The sequence below is a fragment of the Lysinibacillus sp. NPDC093712 genome (assembly GCF_050280025.1).
Lineage (GTDB): Bacteria > Bacillota > Bacilli > Bacillales_A > Planococcaceae > Lysinibacillus.
In genome coordinates this window covers 1,170,184-1,190,954 of sequence record NZ_JBNNUU010000001.1, presented here as the reverse complement: position 1 = coordinate 1,190,954, position 20,771 = coordinate 1,170,184, and the positions used below count along the sequence as shown (strand labels likewise).

Here is a 20,771-nt window from a genome sequence, read left to right as displayed (position 1 = left end):
ATTGATTAATGACAAAGTTATCGAAGAAAAATATTTAAAAGATGCCAAACTATTCATTGGTGGCGATTATGTAGACGCCTTATCAGGTGAAACTTTCGATACGATTAATCCCGCTACAAATGAAATATTAGCATCAGTAGCAAATGGCGGACAAGAAGATGCAAAGCGCGCAATAGAAGTTGCACATAAAACATTTGCTAGTGGTGTATGGAGCAAGATGCCTGTTGAGGAACGCTCGCGGATTTTATGCAACATGGCTGATTTAATAATGAAGAATGTTGAAAAACTTGCCTATGTCGAAACGTTAGACGTAGGTAAGCCAATACGGGAGAGTCTTGAATTTGATATTCCGCGAGCGGCTGCTAACTTTCGTTTCTTCGCTGAGATGGCGAAATATATGACGCACGAGCATTATGATCAAAGCAAGCATTTTTCATATGTGCAATATGCCCCAGTCGGTGTGACAAGCTTAATTATTCCGTGGAACTTGCCGTTTATGCAAATGACGTGGAAGGCATCTGCTGCTCTTGCTGTAGGTAATACCGTTGTAATCAAGCCTGCTTCTTATACACCGCTAAGTGCCATCATGCTTGGAGAAATAGCGAACGAGGCGGGATTACCTCCAGGTGTGCTAAATATTTTGACAGGTCCAGGTGGTATTGTAGGAACAGAAATGGCGACAAACCCTGCTGTGAGGAGAATCTCCTTCGTGGGTGAATCAAATACAGGAAAAACGGTTATGCGTAATGCTGCTCAAAATTTAATCCCAGTTTCGTTAGAGCTTGGTGGGAAATCAGCTAATATTGTGTTTGAAGATGCTGATTTAGAAGAAGCAGTAGCAGGATCAATCGAAGCCATTTATCGCAATCAAGGAGAAATTTGCTTAGCAGGCTCCCGAATTTTAGTGCAAGAAAGTATTTATGATCTTTTTTTAGATAAATTCGTGGCTGCTGTGAAACAAATTAAAGTCGGAAACCCGCTCGATATGACAACAGATATGGGTGCTTTAGTTTCTAAGGGCCATTTAAAGCTCGTAGATGAGTATGTGAGAATTGGTCTAGCTGAAGGGGCGAAACTAGCTTACGGCGGTAAGGCTGTCGCTTCACTACCTGTAGGGAACTTCTATGAGCCGACTGTTTTGTACGATGTCAATAATCGTATGCGCGTTGCTCAAGAGGAAATATTTGGTCCTGTTCCTGTCATTATTCCATTTAAAACAGAAGAAGAAGCTATTCAGATAGCGAACGATTCTATTTATGGATTAGCAGGGGTCGTATGGACGAATGATTTACGGAGAGGACAGCGTGTGACAGCCCAAATTCATGCGGGCTTATTATGGGTGAATTGCTGGTATGTGCGGGATTTAAGAACCCCATTTGGTGGAGCTAAAGCTAGTGGTATTGGGCGCGAAGGCGGTCGTCATAGCTTTGAGTTCTATAGTGAAACAAAAACAATTACCGTAAAAAAATAAGGAATGAATAGACAAACAAAAGTTGGTATAGCACCCGCCTTTTGTTTGTTTTACTAAGGAGAGTGAATGGTGGTGTCAGAGAAAATTAAGCAATATGCCACACAATTACTGACAGCTGAAAAAACAATGCAAAGCATAGTTCCTTTAACAGAATCGGATGCAACCTTAAGCATAAAGGATGCTTATGAAATACAGCTTGAAACAGTAAAAATGAAGCTGGACGAAGGTCGACACGTAGTTGGTAAAAAGGTTGGTTTAACAAGCGAAGCTATGCAAAAAATGCTCCATGTAAACGAGCCAGATTATGGTCATTTATTAGATGATATGGTGTTTGAAAATGAAGCGATTGTAAAAGTCACTAGCATGCTCTCCCCAAAAATTGAGGCGGAAATTGGTTTCGTACTAGGAGAGGATTTAATAGGACCGAATGTAACCTTCCTCGATGTCATGATGGCTACTGACTACATCGTGCCGACAATTGAAGTAATTGATAGCAGAGTAGAGGATTGGCGCATTACATTAATTGATACAGTAGCTGATAATGGCTCGTCTGCAAAGGTCATCGTCGGGCATGAAAAGGCGAAGGTAAATGAAGTTGATTTACGGACAGCAAGTATGGCACTTTACAAAAATGGGGAGCTACTCGCGACAGGGGCAGGGGCTGCTGCACTGGGACACCCGGCACACGCTATTGCTTGGTTGGCAAATAAATTACATGAGTTTGGCATTACACTTAAAAAGGGCGAGCTTATTTTACCTGGCGCTTTATCTGCGGCAGTTGCAGTAAATGCTGGAGATAGTATTGAAGCAAAATTTGGGGGCATCGGTACAGTAACGGTTCACTTTGAATAATGTGAAAGGAGAGAAGGATATGGGCAAAATCAAAGCGGCTATACTAGGCACAGGAAACATAGGCACTGATTTGCTTTATAAATTAGAGCGCAGTGAAGTGATTGAAGTTGTGGCGATGATTGGCATAGATTCACAATCAGAAGGTTTGAAGCGTGCAGCAGAGAAAGGGTATTCGACATATTCAAATGGCATCGAAGCTATCGTTGCCAACCCTAACATGGCGACTATAGTGTTTGACGCCACATCAGCAAAAGCTCACGTACGCCATGCGAAAGTATTGAAGGAGCTCGGGATTTTAGCGATTGATTTAACCCCAGCAGCAAGAGGACCGTTCTTTTGTCCGGCAGTGGGGACTACGGAAAACTTACTCGATTTACACAATGTCAATATGATTACGTGTGGTGGCCAGGCGACGATTCCAATCGTCTATGCGGTCAACCAAGTTGCAGATGTACTATATGGGGAAATTGTGGCAACTATTTCAAGCTTAAGTGCAGGTCCGGGGACGAGGGAAAATATTGACGAGTTTACGATTACGACGCGCCGTGGAATCGAAGAAGTAGGTGGAGCAAATACTGGAAAAGCGCTCATTATTTTAAATCCGGCAGACCCACCTATCCTTATGCGAGACACGATTTATTGTGAAGTGAAAAATATGAAAGAAGAGGAAATTCGCGACTCTATTTATACAATGGTAGAGAAAGTGAAGGCATATGTGCCAGGCTATCGTCTAAGACAGGAGCCATTATTTGATGGCAATCGTGTAACAATCTTTATAGAAGTAGAAGGTGCTGGAGATTATTTCCCACCATATGCAGGGAATTTAGATATTATGACAGCTGCTGCGACACGTGTTGCGGAAGATTTTGCGCGGGCCATGTTAGAGAGAACGACATTAGAGGCGCATTAAGAAAGGGGGCAGAATACATGAATTCGCAAGTTAATAAACCAATTCGATTAACAGAAGTGTGCCTCCGAGATGGCAGTCATGTCGTGGCACATCAATTTACAGAGCAGCAAGTACGAGATGTTGTGAGAGGGTTAGATGATGCAGGTATGCATTATATAGAAGTAAGTCACGGAGATGGCCTTGGAGGATCCACTTTGCAGTATGGCAAATCACTCGTTAATGAGATGAAGCTCATTGAAGCAGCTGTTGCTGCATGTACTAAGTCAAAAGTTGCTGTGCTGTTAATACCAGGGATCGGAACTGTACACGAATTGAAGCAGGCAAATGACTTAGGTGCTCGCTTAGTGCGTGCTGCTACACATGTAACAGAGGCGGATGTGTCAGCACAACATATGAGCAAGGCACGCGAGCTAGGGATGGAGACAGTCGGTTTTTTAATGATGGCTCATTCTGCATCTGTGGAAAAGTTAGTGGAGCAAGCGAAGAAAATGGAAAGCTACGGTGCTGAAGCGGTCTATATAACAGATTCTGCTGGCGCATTGCTGCCGCATGAGGTGCGTGAGCGTGTGCACGCTTTACGACAATCGTTGCAAATAGAAGTAGGATTCCACGCTCATAACAATTTATCTATGGCAGTGGCGAACACGGTCGTTGCTATAGAGGAAGGAGCGACACGTATTGACGGGAGTGTGCGCTGTTTAGGAGCAGGTGCAGGGAATACTCAGACAGAAGTGCTATTAGCTGTGCTAGAGCGCATGGGAATCGATGTAAGTATTGATTTATATAAAATGATGGATGTCGCAGAAAATATTGTAGGCCCTCTCTTGCCAGGCTCGCAAGAAATTCGAAAGGGGAGCTTAGTGTTAGGGTATGCAGGAGTGTACTCAAGCTTCCTGCTTCATGCAGAGCGTGCGGGGAAGAAATTTGGTCTTGATCCACGCGATATACTTATTGAATTAGGTAAGCAAAAAGTAGTAGGTGGTCAGGAGGACATGATTATCGATGTCGCTGCTGAGCTCGCAAAAAAAAGGGGAATTGAGGTGTGAAAATGACGGTACAAATAAATCAGCAAAAAATGGTTGATTATTTATATGAGGCAGAGCGTGATGTAAAGGAAGTCATCAAGCTGACAGACGATTACTCACAGTTGACGATACAGGAGGCTTATCGTATACAGGATGCTTTACTAGCGCGCAAGCTAGAGGAGAATGGCACGAAGCAAGTAGGCGTGAAGCTAGGTTTAACGAGTAAAGCAAAGCAGCGGATGATGGGCGTCAATGAAGCGATTTATGGCTATTTACATAGTGATATGCTCGCACTAGAATGGGAAGCGATTGAATTTTCACAGCTCATTCATCCGAAAGTTGAGCCTGAGATTGCCTTTTTGTTAGGTGAGGACTTGGCGGGGGAGGCGGTTACAGAGGCGGATGTTGTAAAGGCAACGAAATACGTCGCACCTGCCCTTGAGGTAATAGATAGCCGTTATAAAGATTTTCGCTTTACATTAGCAGATGTTATCGCAGATAATTGTTCCTCGGCGAAATTTATTGTTGGTAGTAAGTGGGTTTCACCTCACATGCTTGATTTGGGGCAAATCGGCATGGTACTAAGTAAAAACAGCGCTGTTGAGCAAACAGGCTCAAGCGCTGCGGTATTAGGGCATCCTGCTACTGCCATTGTGTGGGCAGTGAAAGAATTAGCCAAGGTAGGAAAAGGCTTTAAAAAAGGCGATATTATTTTAAGTGGTGCGATGTCTGAGGCGATTTCTTTTCAGCCAGGGGATACAGTTGTAGCAAATTTCGATGTGCTTGGCAGTGTGACATTATCATGTAATTAAAGGTCAGTGCTTCTTTCTATTCAATTGGAAAAGACGATTGCAACCTCCTTTACTTTAAATGAGAGCATCTGGAAATGGAGTTTTATTTCCAGGTGCTCTTTTAACGGTTTATGAAAGGCAGAAAGGTAGCATTTAATAGGTGCATCCTTATACTAGAATAGAAGATGTAAGAAAAGAGTGGCACAGCACATAGGGAGTGTACATATGTTGAATGGGAATATATTTTTCCAATTTTCATTATCGTCATATTTTTCATTGTTATAGGCGCAATTATTAGTAGTATTTTCCCGTCTATTAAAAAGAAATAAAGATAATGAGTGTCAAGCATAGCAATCAAGAAATGAACCGTCTCTTTGACTATGAGAAGGACGGTCCATTTTTTATTTGGGAATGGACCTTTTACTAGAAGTAAAAGACCAGGATTCATTCGAGGATTACTTTGCTTACGTTTCGAATTTAAATAGTAATGAACCTAAATATAAATTAATTGTATTTTTGCAGCATTTCCCTGCACATAAAAAAGATTTCAAATTTAACTTTGGCAATCTATTTTTAATAACCCGTTACCAATTCTTATTAAGAATAAAACCAACCATTAAGCAAATGACCTTGCAACTAAAATTTATCGTGAGATTTATTATCTTACCAGTTTTTGTGTACATATTTTATAACAGATAATTAAACCAGGTAAGCATAGAAGAATGGCTGTAGCTTTTGGTGAAGATCAGCAACAGGTAATTGTTGCTTCTGGCGTAAAAGCTGAATATAAAAATGGGGAAATATATGTTCAAGGGCCTGGGTGACTATTTATCGTTTCAGGTATCTCTGCAATCATTTATAATCGAAAAAAGTCGAATTTTGTACCATTCTTCTCTATAATGAAAAGTAACGCCTGTTATACTAGAAAGGATGCTTTTTATGACACGTATTTTAGCCATTAGTGATATACATGGGGAATTAGAACTTTTAGAAGAATTATTAATAAAGGTAAAGTTCGATGCTACACAAGATAAACTATTTTTGCTAGGGGATTATATTGATCGGGGACCTGCTTCATGTGGTGTGTTGAATATAGTTGCTGAGCTACAAGCCACTGGGGCCCGTGTGCTACTGGGAAATCATGAGGCACTTATGCTAAAAGCATGTCGTTCAGGGACTCCAAAAGCTTGGAATCATTGGGCTGCACTCAATGGCGGGGATGCGACACTTGCTAGCTATGGCTATCATATGGAAGATTTTGAAGATGCTATTCTCACAAATACTTTACCTAGTTACATTCAAACATTACCGAAGCTCGAAGAACATTTACAGCTTATAGAAACTTTTGAAACGTATATAGAGTTAGAAGATGCAATTTTTGTCCATGGTGGTGTTGTGCCGGGCGTAGCGTTAGCGGACACAGACCCCTTACGACTTTTATGGATTCGAGAGGAATTTCATACTGGTTATAAAGGCGAGAAAACGGTGATTTTTGGGCATACACAAACATATGAGTTACATCAAGACCCAACAAATTACGATGTTTATTTTGGTGACAATAATATTATTGGCATTGATGGCGGTGCTGTATTTGGAGGGCGACTTCACGCACTCGAATGGCCGAATCGTCAAATTATATCTGTTGAAAGTAAAAATCCAACAAGCTTAGAATAACTTGTTGGATTTTCTTTTCGGTTTTACCTATATAACAGTTAACTTATAAACATGAAAGTGGCTATTCAGAAAAGCTGTTGTATAAAATACATTCAATACTCTGAAAAAGTAGGGTGAGTAAAATCAATACGTTTAATGGACTTATACTGAGCTACAAACTTAGAAAGAGAATTAAATGTTGAGAAAATTGAATTTTAAAGCACAGCGCTGCCCTCTAATGCTAATGGGCGCACAAAGCAATAAAAAACTACCATTATTTTATAGGTGGTTTTTATGTATGATTTAATTACATGCTGCAATTAAATCATAGTAGATTTGTATCTATCTTATTTACTCTTATTTAATTTGTTGATTTCCAACATAACGAAGTCCATCTTTACTTTGCGTTATTCGTTCTACAAAATTTAAGTCATCTTCTCAATTCGATACTATCATAACTTAGAGCAGATGATTCCCTCACTAATTTAATTCTCCTTTAATTTACAATTCGAAATTTTATTCCTACCGTCAAGTTAGAAATCCACTTGAGCATTTTACCTATATATCTCAGCAATGTTAATAAGAATGTATATCGGATTGACAACCCTTTTTCTTTATGTTAACTTTACCAACATACCAATCATCCTACAAATTTAAGGAGGCGTAATTATGATTCAAAAAACAAACCGAATGAACCTAGTAGAACAGGTTGCTTCTCAAATAGAGCAGTTAATTGAATCGGGAAGCTGGCAAGTAGGGGAAAGAATTCCTCCTGAAATGGAATTGATGGAAAAGTTTGATGTCAGCCGTAATACACTTCGCGAAGCAATTCGTGCCTTAGTACATGCAGGATTACTTGAAACGAAACAAGGCAGTGGAACAACCGTACGCTCTGCCAATTCTCTTGGAGCAGCAATTAAACGTTATGTAAAAAAATCAGCGTTGCTTGAAATCCTTGATGTGCGCTTAGCTTTAGAAAAACAGGCTGCCCAGTTGGCTGCTGAACATAGGACGGAAGCGGATTTAGCAAAACTTGAATCATATATTCAAGATTCGCTTCAAGCTGCTGAAAATAGTAATCGAGAACAATTTATAGAGTTAGATATTCGTTTTCATAAAGCCGTTGTAGTGGCTTCTAACAATCAGCTCTTAATTGATTTATACGAGCCACTTTTAGATATCATCTATTCGTTTGTGGAAGATTTACTGACAATGAATGCGCCTTTTAACTTTGAAGAAGAACTTCACATGGAGTTATATACAGCCATTCGTAGTCAGGATAAAGTAGCTGCTACAACCTATGTTGAAAACTATATGGAGGCATTAAGAAAAGTAATTGTTAAATTGATGGAGGAATAACAACATGAATAAGGAAGCCATATCATCCACAGTAAATAAAAATACAAGAAATAGTTGGTTATTACTTATTGGTATAATCTTAGTGGGATCTAATTTAAGAGTGCCTTTAACTTCTGCTGGGTCACTTATACCTTTGATACGAGATGATTTTGGTATCAGCAATGCTCTTATAGGAACAATTACAACCGTGCCTTTACTTGCCTTTGCACTGCTTTCACCGTTTGCTCCAAAAATAGCAAATCGGATTGGCATGGAATTAACGATTACTTTAGCCCTTATATTACTTATAATTGGTATTGCAGTTCGCTCATTTTCAGGAATTTTCGCTTTATTTTCTGGTACTATTTTAATTGGGGTTGCAATTGCAATGGGTAATGTACTTATTCCAGGGATTGTAAAAATGAATTTTCCACTAAAAATAGGTTTGATGACTGGAATATACGCTATATTTATGAATCTATTCGGTGCGCTTGGTTCTGGGGTAAGTGTCCCTATGGCTTCTATTGGTAATTTTGGATGGCAAGGTGCACTTGGCATATGGGGATTGTTGACAATCATATCTTTATTGCTGTGGCTACCACAACTTAGTAAACGACAAAAAGGTGAGAAAGTACAAGTTAATGTAAAAAACAAAAAAGGTAGTTTGTGGCGTTCTCCACTCGCTTGGAAGATAACAATATTTATGGGTGGACAATCACTAATGTTTTATACTTTAATCACATGGTTACCAGATATTTTAAATATGAAAGGGTATAACTCAAATACTGCTGGTTGGATGGTTTTTCTAATGCAATTTGCACTCATCCCTGTAACGTTCATTGTCCCAGTACTAGCGGAAAAAATGAAAAATCAAGTTGGTCTAAGTATTACAACAACAATCTTATTTATCATTGGATTTGCAGGGCTATTGCAAGGAAATTCTGTGCTAGTTCCTTTCTGCGCTATCCTTCTTGGAATTGCAGGGGGGAGTGCCTTCAGCCTATCCATGATGTTCTTCACACTAAGAACAAGTGATGGAAAAGAAGCAGCAGAAATGTCAGGAATGGCTCAGTCTTTCGGATACCTTTTAGCGGCAGTTGGACCAGTGTTGGTTGGCACACTGCATGATATAACAGATGGATGGTCAATCCCTCTTATTTTGCTCATTTTTATTTCGTGCGTTCTGTTAATTGTTGGTATTGGAGCAGGTAAAGAAGGATATGTTACAAATGATATAGATCAACATCATACTATGGTGAAGTAGTATTCCTGACACGAATGTTTGGTGTTGGAATTAGCTGTGAAATTATTGCCAATAAATTATAAAAAAGAACAATGATTTTTTCCATTTGAAAATAATAGTTTAATTGACTCGGGTATATCATAATTTTTCTATGGATAGAAAGGAGTATGTATTTTGGTCAAATTAATCATTAAAATACTTATTACGCTATTTGGTGCGATTGTAATTATGACAGACTTAAAAGAAAATACCACATGGTTATTTAGCTTTTTGATCGTACTCGCTTTGTATATGATTTTCGAAGGATTTTTTTCTAAAAAGAAAAATCTGCAATGATATTTATAGTGAACTTAAAAAGGTGTAGGATTTGATTTATAAATGTTTTAAAAGCCTTCCACATAATCTGTGGAGGGCTTTTCTTATATAAATAGGAAGAAGTGAAAGAGAAACAGACATATTATCGTATTAGTCGCTTATTTTGTTGGCTGGTTTGACCATTATTTTAAAACTTGGAGCTATGGCTTTTTATTATTGAAATTTACTTAATGTTGACTAGACATGTTTGCATGATACCCCGGGAATAAGAGATTTTTAATGGGATTTTGGTTTTTTACTTTAAAGGAATTAATAATAAATTACATATTGGATAGCTTAACAATAGTATCAATTAATTTTAACAACGAGGAGGATTTCGATTGGCTGATTACAATAACCTTAATAGCCCAAAATTTAAAAGAAAATCGAAACCAAAGTTGAAAAAAGAAGAAATTACTGTTGTTGACACGAGTTCCGCCCGAAAGGCTGTTATAGCAACTGCTGTTGGTAATGGAATGGAATGGTTTGATTTTGGAATTTACTCTTATTTAGCTGCTACAATTGGACAAGTATTTTTTCCTGAAGTAAGTGGTCCTATGCAATTAGTATTTTCTTTTGCGACGTTTGCTGTTGCCTTCATTGCTCGACCTATTGGAGGAATTTTCTTTGGGATGCTTGGGGACCGTTTAGGCCGTAAAAAAGTCTTAGCTATTACCTTAGTTATGATGGCGCTGGCGACCTTGAGTATTGGCTTGATTCCAGCTCATTCATCCATAGGGTATACTGCCACAGTACTTTTACTCATTGCACGTTTAGTTCAAGGATTTTCATCGGGTGGAGAATATTCGGGTGCTATGACGTTTATTGCTGAGTCCACGCCAGATAAGAAAAGAGGGTTTATGTCAAGTGGTCTTGAGGTTGGAACCTTAGTTGGCTATATTGCAGGAGCTGGTCTTGTTACTTTACTTACTTATATTTTAGGGGAGGAAACAATGTTAGATTGGGGTTGGCGAATTCCATTTTTCTTATCAGCCCCTATAGGTTTAATTGGCTTTTATTTGCGAAATAATTTAGAAGAAACACCTGCTTTTGAAGCAATGAAAGAAAAAAAATCAGAAGATGATAATCATATATCTGTAAAAAATATTTTACAATTTCATTGGAGAGCAATAGTTGTCGGAATGTTTGTTGTTTTCTTTTACATTGTTGTAAACTATATCGTTTTATCTTATATGCCATCTCATTTAACTGCTGTTCTTGGATATGGAGAAGCAGAAGGGCTTTTATTAATTGTCATTGTAATGGTTATTATGATTCCAATTGTTCTATTAATGGGGTATTTTAGTGACCGCATAGGAGCGAAAAAGATTATTCAAGGGGGGTTAATCGGGCTAATCTTTTTAAGTATACCTTCGTTTAATTTGATTGCTAGCGGAAACACATTACATGTATTTTGGGGGTTATTGATTCTAGCAGTATTTTCCGCTTCTTTTCAGGGAACAATGCCAGCACTATTGCCCTCCCTATTTTTTACAAATGTACGGAATGGGGCTTTGGCGATTACATTTAATATTTCTGCGTCATTGTTCGGTGGTACAACACCTTTACTTGTATCATGGTTAATTAGCAAAACGATGAATGAAATGGTACCTGCCTACTATGTCATATTTGCATCTGTTGTCGGTATTATTGTTGTTTCCATCTTTCTAAAAGATACTTCAGGCATGGCACTTCGAGGTTCACCACCAGCTGTTGAAGAGAAAGCTGAAATAAAAGAGATTTTAGAAGATCCCGAAGAAGCATTATGGTGGCATGAAGAAAAGAAAGTAATAGAAGAGCGTATTGAAGATCGTTTGGAAGATGGAAAGTGAAATTGGGAAACATATTGGATGTTTGTAGAGGCTGTTATTAAGAGTAGCTGATATAGCAAGGGTTATAACATGGCTAAAATAAGAAAAAGCAACCGACCAAAAGCGACCATTTTATAAAATGGCATTAAAGAAGTCGATTGCTTTTTTCTTTACATTTAATCTTTCGGTTAAGCATCAGAAAATTTATTGTCTAGGTGGAATTGCTTATAAGTTCTTCTATTAAGTCTTCGACATTTCTATGCTCGAAAATTGTTACCTAACTTGTTTCCAAGTGCAAAGTAATGACGGAAATTATAAATAAGTGGGCTCCATTTATTTGGATCTATATGATTTTCTTCAATAATAATTTCCGTATGTGCATGTACGTGTACTGCTTGTGTTTCGACAATGGCAAAATGAGGAGAATAGTCTGGGATACGTATGTGTTTAACCTTTGCCTCAATTTGAATGGGACATTCCATAATACGAGTAGGTTTTACAAATGTAGCCTTAATAGGCGTTAATCCACTAATATCATATTTCTCTTTTTTATAAGTATAGCCATTATGCTTTTTATATTCTGGAACTGGATTTTTCCCTGTAAAAGGGGCTAACTGTTCAACATTCTCCCAAAGTGAGGGGTCTGGTATATTAATGACACATTCAGGATGTCGTTCTAAATTTTCAATTGCCTTCCCACCAAGGCCAATACCTAATACAATATAGTCTCCTAATGCCCAAGAAGATGATAAAGGGCTAATATTCACTGTTCCATCCTCATTCAAAGTACTTAGTAAAATTACAGGGAATCCATAATATAAAATTTTAGGATTAATAATTTTTGTATGTTGGATGGGCTTTTGCTTTATTACTTTCATTTTCATTCCTCCCACTAATTATTCTTATTTTCAAAATTCATTGTAAAATATTAATATTTCGAGTTGTATCGAAGTGTCGATTACCTATAAAATTTTTTTTAACATTAAAGAGCTAAAAAATAACTAGAAATATATTACAATAAAAGTGTGATATGCCACTATAAAGGAGAATGACAATGCCTATTTATAATAAGTTAGTACGAGATCAGATTTTAGAAATTATTGAAGCAGATGGTTTAAAGTATAGTGCAAGAATTTTAGAACCACAGGAGCTTCTAGTAGAAGTAAAAGCAAAAATATTGGAAGAAGCGAAAGAGTTTCATGGGGCAAATAACGTTCAGGACAGTGTTGAAGAATTAGCCGATCTTTTAGAACTAATACATACAGCTATCAATGCGTTAGGTGTAAGTTATGAAGATTTAGAAGCGATTCGTAAGCAGAAGAAGGCTAAACGTGGTGGCTTTGAAAAGGCAATTTATTTAATTGATGTAGAGGATAGATGAAAATTGGAACTATTTGTCTAACCAAAACGTCTAAATGCTAATTAAATGGAAATTGTAAGCGTGAAGAGGGGGTTTTATAGTGATTGGTTTACTTAATGTTGGCAGTCTAGTGATTGGTCTCATTGCATGGCTACTTCCTGTCGTTGGACTTATGCAATCTAAAAACAACGACTTTAAAATATGGGGATTGCTTTCTAGTTTGAGTTTGAGTGCTTGTGCTATTTCTCTTATTTTTCAATTGTACTATCAATACCATCTCGTTAATATTGAGGATTGGAGTGCGCTTATGGACACTACAGGAGGTGTCATTTTTGCTGCATCAGTTCTTCTTGGCGTAACTGTTATTTTGAATATTTTAACGCTAATTGTATTTCGTAAAAGACTGCAAACTGCTAGCTAAATGTGCGAAAGGGGTGATTGGATGGTAAAAACCTTCGACACTGTTGTTAATTTTTGTTTTAGCAGTCGATTTGCTTATTTTTTAATTAAGTATTAATCATTATTATTTTGCATTTCTTAAATATTCAGGAATACCAATTCCAACAATAATAACGGTCATTGCTATTTTTTTGTTCGTTAGATCTTTTAAAATTAGTACTCTAGATGTACTCGGAATAGATAATGTCCAATGGTTAAAGGGGATAGGGGTTATTTTTAATTCAAATTATGCCAAAACAAAAGTGGGTTTTTTGGATATTAATTTCATTGAAAACAAAGGAAAGCGATTGTGTAAATAAGGGCAATCGCTACTTTTACAATCATCGCATATATATATACTAAGTGCATGAAAGTGGCACATTAACTTGCTTATTAAAAGTCTTCCACTTCTATAAGATGTGCATGAAAGCCATTTATGCATTGAACCTGAGAAGGTTGAGCACAGCGAAATTGATTGAAGGGAGCAGAAACGATGAAAAAATCGTATACGAAGTTTGAAAAGATAAGGATTGTTTTTGGTGTTGTACTTTTACTGCTTGTACTACTTGGCTTTAGATATGCTCATCTTAAGAATATCGCTATGACAATAGTAGCTATAATAATGCTAGTGACTAAAATACAAGATATAAAAAAAGGCAAAAAAACAATCTCGGACTATTTGCTACTTGGTTTATGGATATTATTAACCATCGCAATGTTCCTAACCACTGTTATGGAAATTATTAATTCTTAGGTTATAGAGTACAATCCTTCACTTACATCAGAAGTAAGAAAGGATAGTGTTCATTTTTTTGGAGAAAATATAGCAAAATATAATTTAGGAGCGATAAAAATGACGAAAAATATACTGCTTTCATTGTTTTTCGTAAGTATTTTCCTATATGGAACAATTAATGAATCAGTTTATGCAAATTTGAATGATCGTCCTCAACCGTTAGAGCAATTTCTTCCTCAAATAGGATACAAAACAATTGAAGCTGCAATTAAAGATTCAAGAACTTAAACTGCCACTTCGGGTTCCACCAATAACCTTTACACATCAGTTCGGAAGGTTTAATTCTGCTCATCATTTAGAAATAACGATGATAAGTGATGAATGTCCTCAAAACCATTGTTGTAAATGAAAAACAAAAAGTGGCTATAGCAATTTGGCAACTGTACATTGGTGATAGCTATTTAGTGGATGTCCTAAAATGGAATGGCGAAAAGTTAGTTTATGATGAAGCTTCCTATTTGAAATACTATCCGAAAATCGAAAAATTTTATCACGATAAAATTTCACAACTGGATGCTTGGTTTTATTGGTATTGCCTCGCAGATGCCCAAATGAAAGCAAAAAAATAGATGAGGCTTATCGTTCTATCCAAAAGGGAATTGAATTAGCTAAAAAATCTGCTGTGCAAGAAGCAGTCCAATACTTTGATGATTTAATAAAAAAGTTAATGAACAAGAAAAAATAATCGACTCATTCTAAAGCGCGTACGATAGATGGAACGCGTCTCTTTTTTGCAAATGAATCAAAATGTTCAATGGGGAGTCCCAAATTTTATGCATTTGTAAGCATGACAATCTTGCGCGAGGGATAGCGATAGCCATTAATTGCGATTTTTTTTAGAATAAAACGCGAACCAAATAAAATACAAAGTGGTAACAGCTGAAAGACCTAATGAAGCATATCGATTTTGTTCATAAGGCAAAATTATAAAAAGTACTATGGCAATAATTATTGCGGGAAAAACCGTGTAAAACCAAACCCTTACCGCTTTATTTTTAAATGAGACTTCAAACCTCTCCATACAATCACCCCTTCAAAATTATTGCTTCCCAAATTCCCCGATTTTATTAAGATAAAAAAGGACAGCTACTATAATGAAAAATCTAAGCCATTATAAGTGGACGGTCAGTAAATCATCACATCTTATCGTTAGATGAATAATACATGTATACTAAATGCTATTCACTAGCCATATTGAAAACAATACTATAAGAAATATTGAGTCTTGCATATACCCACGATTCAAAGATTTTATCTATGTCCATTTTCGTTTCTTCGTTATTCATCTTTTCGTCAATTCCTAATTGTGCAAAAGTAAATGTCTCTTGTATTTTTTCTTCATATTTAGTATTTACTGCAGAAGTGACTGTTCTGCTCATTTTGAATATCCTCCATTATGTATGTAATTACACTGGACTTACTTCTAGCCAATCAGTCTTAAACGCAAGTCCAGTATAAAAAGTAGAATCATTGTTTTACCATTTCGCTCTTCAAGGCTTCTTCATTACTATTTTGTTTCTTTTGGATACATAAAATAATAAGTGCTTGTACAGTCATTGCAAGGACGATAAAAATTAAATGCGTATTTTGATAGAACCATTTTGAAATGAAATAAAATATAGGTGCCGATGATAAATAGGAGATATATTGATTTTTAGTTGCAATAAAAATGATTGTTGCGATACAAGAAGTAACCAATAAAAGTTCTACTATAACACCGATTGAACTACTGTCTAGATAGAATTGTAAATCGTTCACATAGGACATGCCAGGTTCACCTCACTTTGTTATAAATAAACATTTACAAAAATTGTAACATAATAAAATGATACGTGGAAGTTAATTGGTAAAATACAAGTGAGTAAAATATATGTCATCAGCCCTGATTGTAAGACTTCATTAGATTTCACCTTTTCACCATGCCTAGTTGACCAAATTTCTACTTTGTCCTCTTCTGAAATAGATAACTGTATATAATGATGAATTGGAGAATTTCATGAGAATGCACCAAGTTATTGTTACACTCAATAAAATCCAAACCTCTAGCTATAGAGATTTGGACGGATGTTATATACGGATTTTCACAATTCACTATGGGAGCTTTAATTATGTAAATGGGTTAGATGCGTAGCTAAAGATATTTGACAATCAATGCTTGTATTTTATTTTAAATATTTTTTTATATGTTTTAATTCGGCTATTAAATAATCGATTTGCTTTTGCATATTTTCTGTCTGTTTTGTTTGATTCGGTAAGTCTTGGGAACTTTGGTTGCTTGCCTTTTTTAATGATTCTAAAGTGAGCCCCGCGGCAATTGTTTGAATGCCATCTCCTAATGTAGAAATGGATGTCCCTATATAGGCAAGCTTTGCAGCGTAAATATCGAGTGAATCCGTAGATTGGTTTGAATTGTTTTGATTGTTGTTCATTGTAAAGCCCTCCCTAATTCCTTTTAATTCTCGGTCATCTTATACCTATCTTATGCGCCCGAGACAAAAAAGGGGAATGGATATCATGTTTTCATGAGACATTCTGTTAAATAGTATTCGGAAGGGCATTAAAAAGAGCAACACTTGCCGATGATTTTGGTTCATGTCATTTCGAAAAAAATGATGTTCTGTAACAAAACCATCTTTTGAAATGACGCAAAAACAAATCAAAAAGGTGAGAAGCAATAGCTTTAGGCGTTTTACGTAATAGAGTGGATATAAAAACACAACTGAACTTGGCAATAGCGCATACTATAGAATTAAGCATCATTTCATATGGATATTACTAATGGCCAGTGACGAGACTAGCGCAATAAGTTAAACAAAAATGCTCGTTATTTGAAGCGATTACAATGTAAGTAGTCGGTTTTCTAATGAGTCACTATAAAGATATGAAACGTATTTTAATAGGAGGGGGGGTAATCGCGTGGTATCAATAAGACAAAAATTAGTATCAGCAAATCAAGCAGCCATGATTACGAATGGGAAAAACAATGCGAAAAAATATATTGTTGTCCATGAAACCGATAATACGAGCGTAGGAGCAGATGCAGATGCCCATGCTCGACTACAAATTAATGGTAATAGCAGAGCGGCAAGCTGGCATTGGCAAGTAGATGATCATGAGGCAGTACAATCTTTTGAGCACTATTGGGAATGCTGGGGAGCGGGAACTTATATAGGAAATACGCAAGGAATTCAGGTTGAAATATGTGTAAATAGTGATGGCAATTTTAATAAGGCTGTAGAAAATGCAGCAGCTTTAATAGCAAAAATAATGAAAGATGAAAATATATCAATCCAAAATGTCGTTCAGCATCATTATTTCAGTGGCAAAAACTGTCCGAGAAATATACGTGCGGGGAAAGTCTCCTGGACTAATTTTTTGAAAATGATAACAAATATTGATACGCCACAGCCCGAAAAACCGCCAACCGAGTCAATGAAGTACCGTATCATCACTGGAACATATAGCAATCGAAGTGCAGCTGTCAGCGTAGTGGATGTAATGCAGAAGCGTTTTGGCTGGGTTGCTTATATTGAACAGGATGGCGCGCAATATCGTGTGAAGACAGGAACATTTACAGGGTTATCTGCTGCCAAAAGTGCAGAAATTAAAATAAAAACAGCTAAATTAGCACTAGTAACATATATTGTAGAAGCTTAATTACTATAAAACAAAATCTATGAGTATTTTAGTTGACTGCATATAAGAAATGAGTAGAATAGAAAAGCAGTACTATTATATACTTTAAACTTAGCAGCTAAGAGCATTGATGTGCCTCAGGAAGGTATCTGAGGCGCTTTTTATTTATAAATTGTAAATAGAAAGCTTTTGTAGAAATGCTGTTCTATTCATAGAAAATTGTCTAGGAAAAACGACCTTTTTAATGTGCAATTTTGTGAAGTTAATAGAGGGACAAGAGCTGTCATGAAATTTTGACACGCTTTTTCTTTTCGTCTCCTCTATAACCTGTTAAGATGGTAATAGTGTGACAACAAGTTAGTGTATATGAGAGTGGTGACAATCAAGATGGATGAACAGAAAAAAGATGGTTTAGAACAACAGCAAGAGCAAACACAGCAAGTAGAGGTAAAACCAGCGGGACAATTTATTCAGATGAAACCGTTTAAATTTATTATGCTGATGTTCTTTACAATCTTAATTACCGCAGGCTTAACAATTTTTGCGTTAACATTCGGTGAAAAGAAAGTAGTAGAAGTAAAAGTTCCGATAGAACGTGCGGAATTTACAAAATTATACGAAGCATTTGATATGCTAAAAGACAAATACTACAAAGATATTGATGATGAAAAAGTAGTGGATGGTGCTATTAACGGCATGTTTGATGCATTAGAAGATCCATATTCTGATTTCATGGTGAAAGATGAAGCAGAACAGTTTAACTCTGGATTATCTTCAAGCTTCCAGGGAATCGGCGCTGAAATTCAAGAACGTAATGGTTTCATTACTGTTGTGTCACCTATTAAAAATTCACCTGCTGAAAAAGCGGGATTATTACCTAAAGACATAATTTTAACTGTTGACGGCAAAAGTATACAAGGATTTAGCGCTTCTGAAGCAGTTGCACTAATTCGTGGTGAAAAAGGTACTCCTGTTAAGCTAACAGTGAAACGCGGAGAAAATGCTGAACCAATTCAAATGACGATTGTTCGGGATGAAATTCCTGTTGAAACGGTATATGGTGAAATGCTAGATGGAGATATTGCGCATATTCAAATTACATCGTTTAGTGAACAAACAGCAAAAGAGCTAGAAAAAATGCTTGCTGAATACGAAGGAAAAGGCATGAAAGGGATTGTCCTTGATTTACGCCAAAATCCTGGTGGGTATTTAAATGCAGCAGTTGAAATTTCTAATTTATTTGTGCCCGAAGGTAAACCGATTGTGCAAGTGCAACAAAAAGACGAAGAGCCTGAAATTACGAATGCTGCAGCAGGGAAAAAATACAATTTACCTGTAACTGTATTAGTTGATAATGGGAGTGCTTCTGCATCAGAAATTTTAGCAGCTGCTTTGAAAGAGTCAGTTGGTGCAAAAATTGTTGGTGAAACGTCTTTCGGTAAAGGTACTGTACAAAATGTTACGCCGTTAAAAGATGGTTCGAATTTAAAATTTACTACTGGTAAATGGTTAACACCAAACGGTAACTGGATCAATGAAAAAGGTATTGAACCAGATGTAAAAGTTGCTTATCCTGCATATGCTTCTTTACCAATTATAGATCCAACGATTGAAATGAAAGACGGCTTGCAATCAGACGCAATAAAAGTGGCTGAAGAAATGCTAGAGGTGCTAGGATATGAGCCTGGTAAAGCTGACGGTATCTTTGACCAGTATACAGAGCGTGCGGTGAAAAAACTGCAAGCTGACAATAAGCTTGAAGAAACAGGTATTTTATCGAACGAAACAACGTATGCATTAATGGATGCGTTACGTGCAAAAATGAAATCAGAAGATCCTCAACTTTTAAAAGCAAAAGAACTGATTTCTGATGCAAAAGATAAAACTGAGAAAAAAACAAACTAACACAGTAGCTGTCGCAGAAGTCGTCTCGTACGGCCTATGCGACGGCTTTTTTTATAGGAGGAATGATTGTGAAGGACGTATATTTATTTAGTGGGTTTCTAGGAAGCGGTAAGACTTCTATGCTGACAGATGTAATTCGTCAACTAAAAGAAAAGGGATTAAAGCCAGCTGTTATTATGAATGAGCTTGGTAAGCTGCCATTTGACTCACAAGCAGTGGAGGAGGATGTTCCTCTTAAAGAGATGCTAGAAGGCTGTATTTGTTGTTCAGGTGCTGAAAAAACAGAGGCTCAAATTCAATCTCTACTATTAGATAGTGAATTTGATGTTCTAATTATCGAAACTACTGGAGCTGCTCATCCTGTAGAAGCATTGGATGCTGTCTATTCGCCCATTTTTGCCGAGCAGTTAAATGTAAAGGGTATTGTCACAGTTGCAGACTCAAAGCTATGGTTAAATCGTGAGACATTAACACCACAAGTTCGTACATTATTTATGGAACAAATTCGCCATGCCCATTTATTATTGGCCAACAAAACGGATTTACTTAGCGAAGCGGAACAAGCTAAGGTAGTCTATGAGCTACAAGGTTTTAATCCACATGCATTTATTTTGCAAACTACAAATGGACGTGTACCATTACATTTACTTGAAAGTTTAACGGCTACTGTACAAATCGATAAACAAAATATTATTAAAGCACCTATATCATCAATGCATTTAGGCTCTCGTTTAGTGGAGTTCGACGGTGTTCACTTTACACAGGAGCAATTTGAGGATTGGGTTAGAACTTTGCCAGATTCGGTTTATCGGATGAAAGGGTACGTTCCAATCGAAGGTGTTAAAAATCCAATGCTGTTTCAATATGCCTATGGAATGGTACAATGGCTTCCAGAATACATTAAAATGCCCGCAAAGCTTGTTTTAATAGGTGAAAATATTGGGCGTGTTAATGTAATTGGTATTGATTAAATTGAGCTAAAAATAGGTTTTAAGCGTATTTCTGCGCGTGCACTTACTAGATAGCGTCAAGCTATCCAGTAGGACCGAGCAGAATTTTTTTATTTTATCTCAGATTTTTTAAAATTTTATTCCTTCATTTAATGGATTACTACAGTAATATATTGTTCTTTTTAAAAAAACATAGTCTATAAATCGCTTCATTTTGAGTATTGTCAACCCTATATAA

The 20,771-nt window shown here is 36.8% G+C and carries 22 protein-coding genes; 18 read left to right on the top strand and 4 right to left on the bottom strand.

The window, feature by feature from the left end; translation table 11 throughout:
• Position 1 precedes the first annotated feature (1 nt).
• The 10 genes from ACQKNX_RS06190 (at position 2) to ACQKNX_RS06145 (ending at position 11,469) form a co-directional block, all read left to right on the top strand.
• The gene (locus tag ACQKNX_RS06190) at positions 2–1,471 is read left to right on the top strand and encodes an aldehyde dehydrogenase (protein WP_427428070.1); all 1,470 of its coding nucleotides are present in this window, start codon (positions 2–4) and stop codon (positions 1,469–1,471) included.
• Between the two features lie 126 nt (positions 1,472–1,597).
• Positions 1,598–2,323, top strand: a complete 726-nt coding sequence (locus tag ACQKNX_RS06185) for a 2-keto-4-pentenoate hydratase (protein ID WP_427428268.1) — start codon at positions 1,598–1,600, stop codon at positions 2,321–2,323.
• A gap of 19 nt (positions 2,324–2,342) precedes the next feature.
• Positions 2,343–3,233 carry an acetaldehyde dehydrogenase (acetylating) gene (locus tag ACQKNX_RS06180; RefSeq protein WP_427428069.1) on the top strand — a complete coding sequence of 297 codons (891 nt, stop codon included), beginning with the start codon at positions 2,343–2,345 and terminating at the stop codon, positions 3,231–3,233.
• A gap of 17 nt (positions 3,234–3,250) precedes the next feature.
• Positions 3,251–4,279: a 4-hydroxy-2-oxovalerate aldolase gene (dmpG, locus tag ACQKNX_RS06175; RefSeq protein WP_427428068.1), complete on the top strand. Its 1,029-nt coding sequence runs from the start codon at positions 3,251–3,253 to the stop codon at positions 4,277–4,279.
• Positions 4,280–4,281: 2 nt separating this feature from the next.
• Positions 4,282–5,070: a 2-keto-4-pentenoate hydratase gene (locus ACQKNX_RS06170; RefSeq protein ID WP_427428067.1), complete on the top strand. Its 789-nt coding sequence runs from the start codon at positions 4,282–4,284 to the stop codon at positions 5,068–5,070.
• Between the two features lie 918 nt (positions 5,071–5,988).
• The gene (locus tag ACQKNX_RS06165; RefSeq protein ID WP_427428066.1) at positions 5,989–6,723 is read left to right on the top strand and encodes a metallophosphoesterase; all 735 of its coding nucleotides are present in this window, start codon (positions 5,989–5,991) and stop codon (positions 6,721–6,723) included.
• Positions 6,724–7,371: 648 nt separating this feature from the next.
• Entirely contained in the window at positions 7,372–8,061 is a 690-nt protein-coding gene (locus ACQKNX_RS06160; protein WP_427428065.1) for a FadR/GntR family transcriptional regulator, read from the top strand.
• A gap of 4 nt (positions 8,062–8,065) precedes the next feature.
• A complete protein-coding gene (locus ACQKNX_RS06155) occupies positions 8,066–9,304 on the top strand; it encodes a CynX/NimT family MFS transporter (protein WP_427428064.1) in 1,239 nt (412 codons plus the stop codon).
• A 153-nt stretch (positions 9,305–9,457) separates the two neighbouring features.
• Entirely contained in the window at positions 9,458–9,619 is a 162-nt protein-coding gene (locus ACQKNX_RS06150; protein ID WP_427428063.1) for a hypothetical protein, read from the top strand.
• A 359-nt stretch (positions 9,620–9,978) separates the two neighbouring features.
• Positions 9,979–11,469, top strand: coding sequence for an MFS transporter (locus ACQKNX_RS06145; RefSeq protein ID WP_427428062.1), 1,491 nt, complete (start codon positions 9,979–9,981; stop codon positions 11,467–11,469).
• A 236-nt stretch (positions 11,470–11,705) separates the two neighbouring features.
• Here the strand turns inward: ACQKNX_RS06145 and ACQKNX_RS06140 are convergent, their stop codons facing one another.
• Positions 11,706–12,326: a flavin reductase family protein gene (locus tag ACQKNX_RS06140; protein ID WP_427428061.1), complete on the bottom strand. Its 621-nt coding sequence runs from the start codon at positions 12,324–12,326 to the stop codon at positions 11,706–11,708.
• Between the two features lie 176 nt (positions 12,327–12,502).
• Here ACQKNX_RS06140 and ACQKNX_RS06135 point away from each other — a divergent pair, with 176 nt between their 5' ends.
• The 5 genes from ACQKNX_RS06135 to ACQKNX_RS06115 all read left to right on the top strand — a co-directional run bounded on the left by ACQKNX_RS06135 (position 12,503) and on the right by ACQKNX_RS06115 (position 14,611).
• Entirely contained in the window at positions 12,503–12,829 is a 327-nt protein-coding gene (locus tag ACQKNX_RS06135; protein ID WP_427428060.1) for a nucleoside triphosphate pyrophosphohydrolase, read from the top strand.
• A gap of 79 nt (positions 12,830–12,908) precedes the next feature.
• Positions 12,909–13,229: a hypothetical protein gene (locus ACQKNX_RS06130; RefSeq protein ID WP_427428059.1), complete on the top strand. Its 321-nt coding sequence runs from the start codon at positions 12,909–12,911 to the stop codon at positions 13,227–13,229.
• 510 nt (positions 13,230–13,739) lie between these two features.
• The gene (locus ACQKNX_RS06125) at positions 13,740–14,000 is read left to right on the top strand and encodes a hypothetical protein (protein ID WP_427428058.1); all 261 of its coding nucleotides are present in this window, start codon (positions 13,740–13,742) and stop codon (positions 13,998–14,000) included.
• Between the two features lie 99 nt (positions 14,001–14,099).
• A complete protein-coding gene (locus ACQKNX_RS06120; protein ID WP_427428057.1) occupies positions 14,100–14,270 on the top strand; it encodes a hypothetical protein in 171 nt (56 codons plus the stop codon).
• Positions 14,271–14,359: 89 nt separating this feature from the next.
• Positions 14,360–14,611, top strand: a complete 252-nt coding sequence (locus ACQKNX_RS06115; protein ID WP_427428056.1) for a hypothetical protein — start codon at positions 14,360–14,362, stop codon at positions 14,609–14,611.
• Positions 14,612–15,220: 609 nt separating this feature from the next.
• On the opposite strand, the gene ACQKNX_RS06110 is transcribed toward ACQKNX_RS06115, so the two are convergent.
• From ACQKNX_RS06110 to ACQKNX_RS06100, 3 genes are all read right to left on the bottom strand, one after another.
• Positions 15,221–15,421: a hypothetical protein gene (locus ACQKNX_RS06110; protein WP_427428055.1), complete on the bottom strand. Its 201-nt coding sequence runs from the start codon at positions 15,419–15,421 to the stop codon at positions 15,221–15,223.
• An 88-nt stretch (positions 15,422–15,509) separates the two neighbouring features.
• A complete protein-coding gene (locus ACQKNX_RS06105; RefSeq protein WP_427428054.1) occupies positions 15,510–15,809 on the bottom strand; it encodes a hypothetical protein in 300 nt (99 codons plus the stop codon).
• A gap of 395 nt (positions 15,810–16,204) precedes the next feature.
• Positions 16,205–16,471, bottom strand: coding sequence for a translation initiation factor 2 (locus ACQKNX_RS06100; RefSeq protein WP_340824483.1), 267 nt, complete (start codon positions 16,469–16,471; stop codon positions 16,205–16,207).
• A gap of 487 nt (positions 16,472–16,958) precedes the next feature.
• Between ACQKNX_RS06100 and ACQKNX_RS06095 the strand changes: the two genes are divergently transcribed.
• From ACQKNX_RS06095 to ACQKNX_RS06085, 3 genes are all read left to right on the top strand, one after another.
• The gene (locus ACQKNX_RS06095; protein WP_427428053.1) at positions 16,959–17,699 is read left to right on the top strand and encodes an N-acetylmuramoyl-L-alanine amidase; all 741 of its coding nucleotides are present in this window, start codon (positions 16,959–16,961) and stop codon (positions 17,697–17,699) included.
• Positions 17,700–18,065: 366 nt separating this feature from the next.
• The gene (locus ACQKNX_RS06090; protein WP_427428052.1) at positions 18,066–19,583 is read left to right on the top strand and encodes a S41 family peptidase; all 1,518 of its coding nucleotides are present in this window, start codon (positions 18,066–18,068) and stop codon (positions 19,581–19,583) included.
• A gap of 68 nt (positions 19,584–19,651) precedes the next feature.
• The gene (locus ACQKNX_RS06085) at positions 19,652–20,554 is read left to right on the top strand and encodes a CobW family GTP-binding protein (protein WP_427428051.1); all 903 of its coding nucleotides are present in this window, start codon (positions 19,652–19,654) and stop codon (positions 20,552–20,554) included.
• The last annotated feature ends 217 nt before the right edge of the window (positions 20,555–20,771 follow it).

What these genes read in the sequence shown, in the direction of transcription:
- ACQKNX_RS06185 (WP_427428268.1), top strand. Translation starts at nt 1,598, where the DNA reads ATGCAAAGCATAGTTCCTTTAACAGAATCGGATGCAACCTTAAGCATA.
- ACQKNX_RS06180 (WP_427428069.1), top strand. Translation starts at nt 2,343, where the DNA reads ATGGGCAAAATCAAAGCGGCTATACTAGGCACAGGAAACATAGGCACT.
- dmpG (WP_427428068.1), top strand. Translation starts at nt 3,251, where the DNA reads ATGAATTCGCAAGTTAATAAACCAATTCGATTAACAGAAGTGTGCCTC.
- ACQKNX_RS06170 (WP_427428067.1), top strand. Translation starts at nt 4,282, where the DNA reads ATGACGGTACAAATAAATCAGCAAAAAATGGTTGATTATTTATATGAG.
- ACQKNX_RS06165 (WP_427428066.1), top strand. Translation starts at nt 5,989, where the DNA reads ATGACACGTATTTTAGCCATTAGTGATATACATGGGGAATTAGAACTT.
- ACQKNX_RS06160 (WP_427428065.1), top strand. Translation starts at nt 7,372, where the DNA reads ATGATTCAAAAAACAAACCGAATGAACCTAGTAGAACAGGTTGCTTCT.
- ACQKNX_RS06155 (WP_427428064.1), top strand. Translation starts at nt 8,066, where the DNA reads ATGAATAAGGAAGCCATATCATCCACAGTAAATAAAAATACAAGAAAT.
- ACQKNX_RS06140 (WP_427428061.1), bottom strand. Translation starts at nt 12,326, where the DNA reads ATGAAAGTAATAAAGCAAAAGCCCATCCAACATACAAAAATTATTAAT.
- ACQKNX_RS06135 (WP_427428060.1), top strand. Translation starts at nt 12,503, where the DNA reads ATGCCTATTTATAATAAGTTAGTACGAGATCAGATTTTAGAAATTATT.
- ACQKNX_RS06125 (WP_427428058.1), top strand. Translation starts at nt 13,740, where the DNA reads ATGAAAAAATCGTATACGAAGTTTGAAAAGATAAGGATTGTTTTTGGT.
- ACQKNX_RS06120 (WP_427428057.1), top strand. Translation starts at nt 14,100, where the DNA reads ATGACGAAAAATATACTGCTTTCATTGTTTTTCGTAAGTATTTTCCTA.
- ACQKNX_RS06115 (WP_427428056.1), top strand. Translation starts at nt 14,360, where the DNA reads ATGAATGTCCTCAAAACCATTGTTGTAAATGAAAAACAAAAAGTGGCT.
- ACQKNX_RS06110 (WP_427428055.1), bottom strand. Translation starts at nt 15,421, where the DNA reads ATGAGCAGAACAGTCACTTCTGCAGTAAATACTAAATATGAAGAAAAA.
- ACQKNX_RS06105 (WP_427428054.1), bottom strand. Translation starts at nt 15,809, where the DNA reads ATGTCCTATGTGAACGATTTACAATTCTATCTAGACAGTAGTTCAATC.
- ACQKNX_RS06100 (WP_340824483.1), bottom strand. Translation starts at nt 16,471, where the DNA reads ATGAACAACAATCAAAACAATTCAAACCAATCTACGGATTCACTCGAT.
- ACQKNX_RS06090 (WP_427428052.1), top strand. Translation starts at nt 18,066, where the DNA reads ATGGATGAACAGAAAAAAGATGGTTTAGAACAACAGCAAGAGCAAACA.